The organism is Micromonospora yasonensis (genome assembly GCF_026013475.1).
GTDB lineage: Bacteria > Actinomycetota > Actinomycetes > Mycobacteriales > Micromonosporaceae > Micromonospora > Micromonospora yasonensis.
In genome coordinates this window covers 38,781-47,915 of the sequence record NZ_JAPDPH010000030.1, presented here as the reverse complement: position 1 = coordinate 47,915, position 9,135 = coordinate 38,781, and the positions used below count along the sequence as shown (strand labels likewise).

The following is a 9,135-nucleotide window of genomic DNA, read 5'->3' as shown; positions in this document are numbered from 1 at the left end:
AGCCGCATGGCCCGCGGATCGAGGTCGAGGGCGAGCAGTTCGCCCGTTCCGTCGAGCTCGACGTGCACCAGGCCGTCGGCCGTGTCGGCGACGCCGCGAACGGCGGTGAAGCGGCCGAGCAGGCCGTCCGGTCGGTGCTGCTCGGTCACGCGGCCACTCCGTTCAGTCGACTGTGGAGGAACGCGGACCAACCCGCGCCCGGGCGAGGCAAGCCTAGCGATCCCCTACCGGTGCGGCTGCCCCGGGTCAGCCGACGTCGAGGGGGTCGGCGAGGAGCCGTTCGAAGGCCAGTTCGGCCGCCCCGATCAGCGCCGCGTCGTCGCCGAGCTTGGGGGTACGCAGCCGCACGTGCTCCAGGCAGGCGGGCAGTCCGTTGGAGTTGAGCCGGCTGCGTACCTGGGCGGCGGCGGCCAGGTAGAGGTCGCGCATGGTGCCACCGAAGATGACCATCTCCGGGTTGAAGATGTTGACCAGGTTGGCCACCCCGAAGCCGAGCCAGTCGCCGGCCTGCCGGACCGCGGTCTGGGCGCGGGCGTCGCCCCGGTCGGCGGCGTCGAAGACGCCGAGCAGCGAGTCCCGGCCCCGGGCCTCGGAGCGGCCGGCGGCGCGGAGCAGCCCGTGCTCGCCGATCTCGGTCTCCCAGCAGCCCCGGCGCCCGCAGTCGCAGAGCATGCCGTCCCGGACCACCACCATGTGCCCGACCTCGCCGCTGTACCCGCGGTGCCCGGTGAGCCGCCGCCCGCCGGCGATGATGCCGGCCCCGACGCCGACGTCCCCGTACAGGTAGATGACGTTGTCGCAGCCGGCGGCGACGCCGCGGGCGTGCTCGGCGAAGGCGGCCACGTCGGCCACGTTCCCCACCGTGATCGGCACGTCGATGCCCAGCTCGGCGGCGAGCGCCGCGCCGATCGGCTCGTCCACCCAACCGGTGGTCGGGCTGAGCCGGACCAGCCCGTCCTCGCGGCGGACCATGCCGCAGATCGCCGCCCCGGCCCCGACACAGATCGAGCCCGCCGGTACCGACTGGTGCATCTCCTTGACCGCGCCGGCCAGCAGCGGCGCGGCCTTTCCGGCGACCAGATTCCGCGGCCGGTCCAGCTCCCGGCGATCGAGCACCTCACCGCCGAGACCGACCCGGGCGGCCCGCAGCCGGTCCACCTCCACGCTGTACGCGTACGCGTACACCCGGGCCGACTCGGGCCGGACGACCAGCGACGGTCGTCCGGCCCGGCCGGTCTCCTTCGGCGTCCCCTCGCTGACCAGACCGGCGCCGGCCAGGTCGGCGGTCAGCGCGCCGATGGTGCTGCGGTTGAGCCCGAGCGCGGTGGTCAGTTCCGCACGGCTGGTCGCCCCGTGCACGTGCACGTAGCGGAGCAGTGCGCCCAGGTTCTGCCGACGGATGTCGTCCTGACTCGGTCCCGCACGCATTGCCACAGCCATTTCCGTGCGGGGCTTCAGCGGGTGCCGGTGGCGGCGGCCCGACGCCGGGACAGCGCGTCGATCGTGGCCGCGGCGAGCAGGACCACGCCGGTGACCACGTACTTCACGCCCGAGCTGTACCCCATCAGTCCCATACCGTTGTCGATGACCGCGACCACCGCGCCACCGAGCACGGCGTCGAGGACCCGGCCCTTGCCGCCGAAGAGGCTGGTACCGCCGATCACCGCCGCGCCGACGGCGTAGAGCAGTACGTTACTGCCCCCGGTGTTGGGGTCCACCGAGTTGGCCCGGCTGGCCGCCACGATGCCGCCGACCGCCGCCATGGTGGAGCAGATGACGAAGACGGAGACGCGGATCCGGTCCACGCTGATACCGGCCCGGCGGGCGGCCTCGGCGTTGCCGCCGACCGCGTAGACGTGCCGGCCGTAGCTCGTGCGCTGGAGCACGAAGGTCCAGGCGACCAGCAGCAGCGCGATGATCGGCACCACGATCGGCACGCCCTTGAGCGAGACGACCAGCACGTTGCGGCTGCGCTCCAGGTTGAGCACGTAGACCGCGGCGCCGAGGATGACGGCGAGGCCGGCGATCCGGGCGACCACCACCGCGATCGGGTCGGTGAGCAGGCCGCGGGCCGCCCGGTTGTGGTGTCGCAGCAGCTGCACGGCCGCGTACCCGGCGACCGCCACGGCGGCCAGCGCCCAGCCCAGCGCGGGGGAGAGGTTGCGGTTGGCGATGGCGACCAGGGTGTCGTCGCGCACCGAGATGTTGGCGCCCTCCTTCATGAGCATCAGCACGATGCCCTGGAACGCGAGGAAGCCGGCCAGGGTGACCACGAAGGACGGGATGCCGACCTTCGCGACCAGCAGGCCGAGCACGGTGCCGATCACCACGCCGGTGACGACGGCGGCGAGCACCGCCACGTACCAGGGGTAGCCGAGGACGGTGACCACGTTGGCCAGCACCGCCGCGCAGACGCCGCTGGCGAAACCGGCGGAGAGGTCGATCTCGCCGAGCAGCAGGACGAAGACCAGGCCCATCGCGATCAGGGTGACGGCCGCGCCCTGGGTGAAGAGGTTCGCGAAGTTGCCGGCGGTGAAGAACGACGGACGCGCGATGGAGAAGCCGACGCAGAGCGCCAGCAGCATGGCCACCGCGGGCAGCGCGCCGATGTCCCCGCCGCGTACCCGGCGCCAGTAGTTGTTCAGATGGCTGCCCACCGTGGGCGTCGGCGCGACGGCGGCGGGGCCTTCCTTCTTCACGACGGTGGTGGTCATCGGACGGCTCCTGGGGTGGTGTCGGCGGGCGCGGCGCCGGCGCCGTTGCTGACCGGTTCGGCGGCGAGGCCGAGGTTGCCGGAGCGGCCGGCGGTGATCAGCTCGACCACCTGCGAGTGGGTGATGTCGGTGGTCTTCACCTGGGCGACCATCTGGCCGAGGTAGAGCGCGGCGATCCGGTCGGAGACCGCGAAGACGTCGTTCATGTTGTGCGAGATGAGCACGACGGCCAGGCCGTTGTCGGCCAGCCGGCGGACCAGTTCGAGCACCTGCGCGGTCTGCGCGACGCCGAGCGCGGCGGTCGGCTCGTCCAGGATGACCAGCTTGCTGTTCCAGAGCACGGCCTTGGCGATGGCCACGGTCTGCCGCTGGCCGCCGGAGAGGCTGGCGACGTGCTGGCGTAGCGACTTGACCGTGCGGACGCTCAGCCCGGCCAGGGTCTCGGCGGCCATCTGCTCCATGGTCGGCTCGTCGAGCACGATGCCGCTGCGCTTCTCCCGGCCGAGGAACATGTTCTGCACGATGTCGAGGTTGTCGCAGAGCGCGAGGTCCTGGTAGACGACCTCGATGCCCAGCGCGGCGGCGTCACGGGGGCTGTTGATGCTTACCGGCTGGCCGTCGAAGTGGAACTCACCGGCGTCGGTGGGGTAGATGCCGCTGATGCACTTGACGAGGGTCGACTTGCCGGCGCCGTTGTCGCCGACCAGCGCGGTCACCTCACCGGCGTGCGCGCTGAACGCGACGTCACGCAGCACCTGGACGGGACCGAAGCTCTTGTCGATCCCGCGTAGCTCCAGCAGGGGGGTTGCGGACACGGGGTTCTCCTTCGGGCGGAGGGGAGGACTCGGATCCCGTCCGGCGTGGGCGCCGCCCGGCACGGGGTTGTCCCGTGCCGGGCGGCGCCGCCTGAAGCGGGTGGGTCAGCTGATGCCGGCGGCGGCGCAGAGCTTGGCGTAGTTGCCGGTGCAGAGCTCGTCCTTGGTGACGAACCCGTCGGCCACGACGTCCTTGACGTTGTCCTTGTAGATGGCCTTCGGCTCCAGCAGGACGGCCGGGACGTCCCGGTTGCCCTCCGGGTCCTTGACCGTCTGCCCGGTGTCCTTCTTGTCGCCCTTGGCGACCGCGATGGCCAGCTCGGCGGCGGCGTCCGCCTCCTTCTTGATCGCCTTGTAGACGGTCATGCACTGGTCCCCGGCGAGGATGTTCTGCAGGCCCTGGACGGTGGCGTCCTGGCCGGTCACCGGCACCTTGCCGTTGAGCTTGTTCTTCTTGAGCACCGAGATGGCCGCGTTGCCGAGGCCGTCGTTGGCGGCCAGCACGCCGTCGATCTTGCCGCCGGCCTTGGTGAGCTGCTGCTCGAAGATCGTGGCGGCCTGGGCGTTGTCCCAGTCCGGCACGGAGTCGTCGGCGACCTTGGTGTACTCCTTCGAGTCGAACTTCGGCTTGAGCACCGAGTCGTACCCGTTCTTGAACAGGGTCGCGTTGTTGTCGGTCGGCGAGCCGTTCAGGTAGGCGATCGCGGGGTTCTTCACGCCCTTGTCGGTCAGGCACTTGCTCAGGCCCTCGCCCTGGAGCTTGCCGACCGCCTCGTTGTCGAAGCTCACGTAGTACTGGGCGGAGCCGCCCAGGGTGAGCCGGTCGTAGTCGATGGTGGCCACGCCCTGCGACTTGGCCTTGTCGAGCACGGCCTTACCGGTGCCGGAGTCCAGGTTGACGATCATGAGGGCAGTGACGCCGTTGGTGATCATCTGGTCGGCGATGGTCTGGAACTGCGTCTTGTCGCCCTGGGCGTTCTGGATGTCGTAGTCGACGTTCGCGGCCTTGAAAGCGTCCTCCAGGAACTTGCGGTCCGCGCCCTCCCAGCGGGCGGAGGACTTGCTGTCCGGGAGGATCACGCCGATCTTCGGCTTCTTGTCGTTCGAGCCGCCGGCCTGGTCGGAGGAACCGCCGTTGTCACCACAGGCGGCCATGCTGCCGGTCGCGAGGAGACCGACGGCCGCGAAGGTGAGGAAGCCCTTGCGCATGTGCACGGGTCCTTTCGGAGCGTGGGGGAAGTGGTGCTCGGTGTTTTGTTGTGTCCGGCAACGTATTCCCCGCCGCCGCGAAGGCGCAAGACTGTCGAGGTCAGAGTTTTGTTGGCGGCGGTAACAATTCAGCAACGCAACTGTCACCCGGCTGTCACCCCGCTGAGAGCGCTCCCTGCGTGACCTCCGGAGATGCTCCCGGCGGGCCCGCGAAGGGGTTCAGGCGGTGGCGATCGGGGCCGTCACGGCGTCGGTCAGCGCGACCAGGTCCGCCGGGGCGAGTTGCAGTTGCAGGCCGCGACGACCGGCCGAGACGTAGACCGTCGGATGCGCGAGCGCGGACGCGTCGACCACGGTGGGCAGGCGCTTGCGCTGGCCGAGGGGGCTGATCCCGCCCCGGACGTACCCGGTCGTCCGCTCGGCGACGGTCCGGTCCGCCATGGCCGCCCGCTTGCCGCCGACGGCGGCGGCCAGCGCCTTCAGGTCCAGCTCGCCGGTGACCGGGACGACCGCCACGGTGAGCCCGCCGTCGACCTCGGTGACCAGTGACTTGAAGACCCGCTCCGGGGGCACCCCGAGGGCCGCCGCGACCAGCGCGCCGTAGCTCGGCGCGTCCGGGGAGACGTCGTACGGGTGGGTGCTGTGGGCGATCTTCCGCTTGGTCAGCAGTGCCGTCGCCGGAGTGCCCTGTCCCGCCATGCCCGACAAGCTAACCCGGCTGGGGCCGCGGGGCGAGCGGAAACCTGTCGGCCGGGAATCCGACGCCGGCTCAGCCCGTCACCGGGTGGCAGACCAGCACGGTCGGTGCGCCGGCCACCCGGGTCAGCACCAGGCTGGCCGAGCCGTCCCCGGCCAACTTCAGGTCCCGGCGCAGCTTCTCCGGCTCCAGCGCCGAGCCCCGCTTGAGGATCTCCACCCGGCCCACCCGCCGCTCGCGCAGCAGCGTACGCAGTCGCTTGAGCGAGAACGGCAGCACATCGGTGATCGCCAGGCACCGAGCGAACGGGGTGGGTCGCGCCGCGTCGGCGTACAGGTAGGCGATCGTCGGGTCGGCCAGCGTGGCGGACAGCTCGCCGGCCAGTTCGGCGACCAAGTGCGCGCGGACCACCGCCGGGTCCGGGTCGTACAGGAAACCGCGGACCGGGCCGACCGGCGCCTCGGCGTTGCCGGAGCCGGCGAGTTGATAAGAGGGGCCCCCTGCTCTACCGGAGGCGTTAACAAGGGGCCCGTCCTTGCCGCGCAGCAGGGTGGCGCGGCGGGGGACCTCGGCCAGCGCGCCGCACCAGAGGGCCGCCTCGACCAGGTCGCCGTCCACGCTGACCCACTCCGCCTCGGCGCCCGCCGGGATCAGCGCGTGGTCCAGGCCGGGGGCCACCTTGACCACGGTGTGCGGCACCCGTTCGGCCAGCCCGGTCACGAAGTCCCAGGGCGGCGAGTAGGCGTTCGGGTCGAAGATCCGCCGCCCGGTGCCGGCCGCCCGCCGGGCCGGGTCGCAGAAGACCCCGTCGACCCGGGTCACGTCGAACGCCGTCGCGTCCCCGCACTCGACGGTGAACAGCTCGGCCAGCCCGGCCGCCTCGGCGTTCGCGGCGGCCATCGCGGCGGTCACCGGGTCGGCCTCCACCCCGTACACCCGGATGCCGGCGCGGGCGGCGGCGAGCGCGTCCGCGCCGAGGCCGCAACCCAGGTCGGCGAGGGTGCGCACCCCGGCGGCGCGCAGCCGGGCGGCCCGCCGGTCGGCGACCACCCGGCGGGTGGCCTGCTCCAGCCCCGCCCGGGACGAACACCATTCCGAGACGTCCGAGCGCACGCTCCGCTGACGGGAGCCATCAACAGGAATCTGCGGATTAGAAGGTGGCTGTACAGCCATCGGTACAGCCAAGCCCGCCGCCGGACACCGCCCGGGACAGACCACCGGCGACATGGCGTGCAGGCACGAATGGTCACGCGCTTCCTGCCATGACCTGGCCCACCAGGTCCCTGCCGGCCGTGATCTTCGTCCTTTCAAACTGAAGCTCCGCCAGGGCGTCACCAGGGCGTCAGGGCGTCCCCAGGGCGTCAAACGCCGGCCAAAGTTGACCAACGACGACCATCGACACCCGAACATAGAACCAGGCCAGAGCCTTGATCAGGTCTCTGAGCTGGTGGGCGACGGACGAGTCGACCTGTACGCCGGATACTCCTACGGGAACATGCCTTGACCTGCGCAAACTCCCGCGATGATCGCGCTCAGTCCGTCGCCAGGCCGTCAGGCCCCGGGCGGGTGTCCCGGAACAGGTCATCGATCGCCCGGCGGGTGCGTTCCTCGCTGGCCGGCATCAGATGGGTGTAGACCCGGAGCGTGAACCCGGGGTCAGCGTGGCCGAGGTACGCCGCCAGGGCCTTGATGCTCTCCCCCCGCATCGAGCAGCGCCGAGGCGTAGAAGTGCCGCAGGGCGTGCATGCCCGTCGCCCTGGTCGGCACGATGCCGGCGGCGGTCAGCGCCGGCTTCCAGCTCTTTGCGTCGAAGGTCGCGCGGTTGATCGCGCCGTTGCGCGGCGTGGTCAGCACCAGCGGCACCGTGACCCGCTCCTCGCTGAACGGGTCCTCCCACGGCAAGGTGATCTCTACCGGCTTGCACCAATCGAGATGTTCGCGCAGGGCGTCGACCACCGTCACGGGCAGCGGGATGCGCCGGTCGCGGTCGTTCTTGGGCAGCCCGAAGACCAGGCGTGACCGGACGAGCTTGAGTTGCCGAACGACATGCAGCCAGCCACCGTCAAGGCGGCCCGCAAGCGGGCCGCGCCGGCCCGGCCCCGGCCTGCTGGCGACCTCCGGCCGGCATCGGCCGGGCCGGCCGGCCGCGCTGGCGGACGAACCTTTGAAGACCTCGGGGCTCCGCCCCGAACCCCGACCCTCCTCAGAGATCGGCCCGGGGGGCGGATCACCTCGCCGGGCACCCAAAGGGCTACCAGCCTCCCCGGACGGGGCCAAGGTCGTTCGTCCGGTAGGGCGCTCCACCTTGTCCCCGCCCGGGGAGGCTGGACGGTCTGGCGACTGCCCGACGAGGAGATCCGCCAAGCCCTGGAGCGGCATACGGCGCAAGACGACGACAGACAGCACTTGTCAGCGTCTCGCACCCGCGTTCGGGTCAATGCCTTCACGAACTGGCGACATGGTCAGTGCGTCGTACTGCTCGCCCGGACGGGCGAACCACGCGCCCTCACGGTTGGTGAGGGTGGCTTCAATCCGGAGCTTGGCGCTCGGTTCCAGCTCTGGCAGCGCCCGGACAGGAAACCATCGGGCGGCCAGCCCCTCATCGTCGTTAACCCGCGCTTGGCCCCCGACTGAACGGCAGCGGAACCAGACGTTCATGTACTGGCAGATATCGCCGTTGGGGTAGGTGCGAGGGTAGAGCGCAACGCCCGCGATGCTCTGGACGACGACCTCCACGCCAGTCTCTTCCTCAACCTCGCGGATGACAGCGTCTGCCGGTTGCTCACCTGGGTCGACCGCTCCTGCTGGAAGTGACCACCATCCGTTGTCGACGCGTCGCACGAGGAGGATGTCGTCTTCGTTGAAGACCACGCCACTGACCGAGGGCAGCATCAACAGCTGCCGCCCGACCTTCGTACGCAGATCCCGCAGGTAGGGAGAGATCGCCATCACGGGAGCGTACCGACATCAGGTCACGCCGATGGGCCATCCACGGGCCAGTAACCGTGGCACCCAGCGGTCATCAGTAGGCACGAGAGGCAAGAAGCTCTGCAGCCCCTGCAGGGCGTTTCGGACATCGCGATCGCTTGAGCACGCTCTTCCAAACTGAAGCTCCGCCGCCCAAGATCAGGCCGTTTCCAGGCCGTCAGGCCGTCGCCAGGCCATGAAACGGCGACCAATGTTGACCGACGACGACCATCGACGCCAGGAAATAGAACCAGGTCAAAGCCTTGATCGCGGCTCTGACCTGATGGGCGACGGACGAGTCGACCTGTACGCCGGATTCTGTGACCGACGCGGCCCGAAGGCGCGTCGGCGGCGGCCATCCATCTCGGCCTACCGTCGCCGGCAGGCTCCAGCGGCCTACCCGCAGACATCGGGCGGGCAGCCCTCAAGCGTCTGCGCGGGTCGTCATCTCGCGATGACGGCCCTTTCTTGGCCTTGCTCCGGGTGGGGTTTACCGAGCCACCCCGGTCACCCGGGATGCTGGTGGGCTCTTACCCCACCGTTTCACCCTTACCGTCCCGTTTAGGGGTCGGCGGTCTGTTTTCTGTGGCACTGTCCCGCGGGTCACCCCGGGTTGCCGTTAGCAACCACCCTGCCCTGTGGAGTCCGGACGTTCCTCGGCGACGGGCCGCAGCCCGTCGACGCGACCGCCCGGTCGACTCGTCCGTCGCGCTCATCATCCTAACGACGGCAC

Annotated in this window: 7 protein-coding genes, 1 other RNA gene and 1 pseudogene; all 9 read right to left on the bottom strand. The window is 70.6% G+C overall.

What is annotated here, in order from left to right:
• Window positions 1-246: 246 nt before the first annotated feature.
• Window positions 247-1,428, bottom strand: a complete 1,182-nt coding sequence (locus ONA70_RS09595; protein WP_265006000.1) for an ROK family protein — start codon at window positions 1,426-1,428, stop codon at window positions 247-249.
• 26 nt (window positions 1,429-1,454) lie between these two features.
• Window positions 1,455-2,714 carry a sugar ABC transporter permease gene (locus ONA70_RS09590; protein ID WP_265005999.1) on the bottom strand — a complete coding sequence of 420 codons (1,260 nt, stop codon included), beginning with the start codon at window positions 2,712-2,714 and terminating at the stop codon, window positions 1,455-1,457.
• Window positions 2,711-3,529 (bottom strand): ATP-binding cassette domain-containing protein, encoded by an 819-nt coding sequence (locus ONA70_RS09585; RefSeq protein ID WP_265005998.1) that lies wholly within the window; start codon window positions 3,527-3,529, stop codon window positions 2,711-2,713. Before ONA70_RS09585 ends, ONA70_RS09590 begins: the two co-directional genes overlap by 4 nt.
• A 105-nt stretch (window positions 3,530-3,634) precedes the next feature.
• Window positions 3,635-4,738 carry a sugar ABC transporter substrate-binding protein gene (locus ONA70_RS09580; RefSeq protein WP_265005997.1) on the bottom strand — a complete coding sequence of 368 codons (1,104 nt, stop codon included), beginning with the start codon at window positions 4,736-4,738 and terminating at the stop codon, window positions 3,635-3,637.
• Between the two features lie 219 nt (window positions 4,739-4,957).
• A complete protein-coding gene (ybaK, locus tag ONA70_RS09575; RefSeq protein WP_265005996.1) occupies window positions 4,958-5,437 on the bottom strand; it encodes a Cys-tRNA(Pro) deacylase in 480 nt (159 codons plus the stop codon).
• A 70-nt stretch (window positions 5,438-5,507) separates the two neighbouring features.
• Window positions 5,508-6,518, bottom strand: a pseudogene (locus ONA70_RS09570) (THUMP-like domain-containing protein); the annotation flags it as partial.
• Window positions 6,519-7,091: 573 nt separating this feature from the next.
• Window positions 7,092-7,397, bottom strand: coding sequence for a site-specific integrase (locus ONA70_RS09565; RefSeq protein ID WP_265005995.1), 306 nt, complete (start codon window positions 7,395-7,397; stop codon window positions 7,092-7,094).
• A 447-nt stretch (window positions 7,398-7,844) separates the two neighbouring features.
• A complete protein-coding gene (locus tag ONA70_RS09560) occupies window positions 7,845-8,384 on the bottom strand; it encodes an NUDIX domain-containing protein (RefSeq protein WP_265005994.1) in 540 nt (179 codons plus the stop codon).
• Between the two features lie 309 nt (window positions 8,385-8,693).
• An RNA gene (rnpB, locus tag ONA70_RS09555) (RNase P RNA component class A) lies at window positions 8,694-9,104 on the bottom strand.
• Between the last annotated feature and the right edge of the window lie 31 nt (window positions 9,105-9,135).

Coding starts and splice junctions, on each gene's coding strand:
- ONA70_RS09595 (WP_265006000.1), bottom strand. CDS start 1,428: ATGCGTGCGGGACCGAGTCAGGACGACATCCGTCGGCAGAACCTGGGC.
- ONA70_RS09590 (WP_265005999.1), bottom strand. CDS start 2,714: ATGACCACCACCGTCGTGAAGAAGGAAGGCCCCGCCGCCGTCGCGCCG.
- ONA70_RS09580 (WP_265005997.1), bottom strand. CDS start 4,738: ATGCGCAAGGGCTTCCTCACCTTCGCGGCCGTCGGTCTCCTCGCGACC.
- ybaK (WP_265005996.1), bottom strand. CDS start 5,437: ATGGCGGGACAGGGCACTCCGGCGACGGCACTGCTGACCAAGCGGAAG.
- ONA70_RS09560 (WP_265005994.1), bottom strand. CDS start 8,384: ATGGCGATCTCTCCCTACCTGCGGGATCTGCGTACGAAGGTCGGGCGG.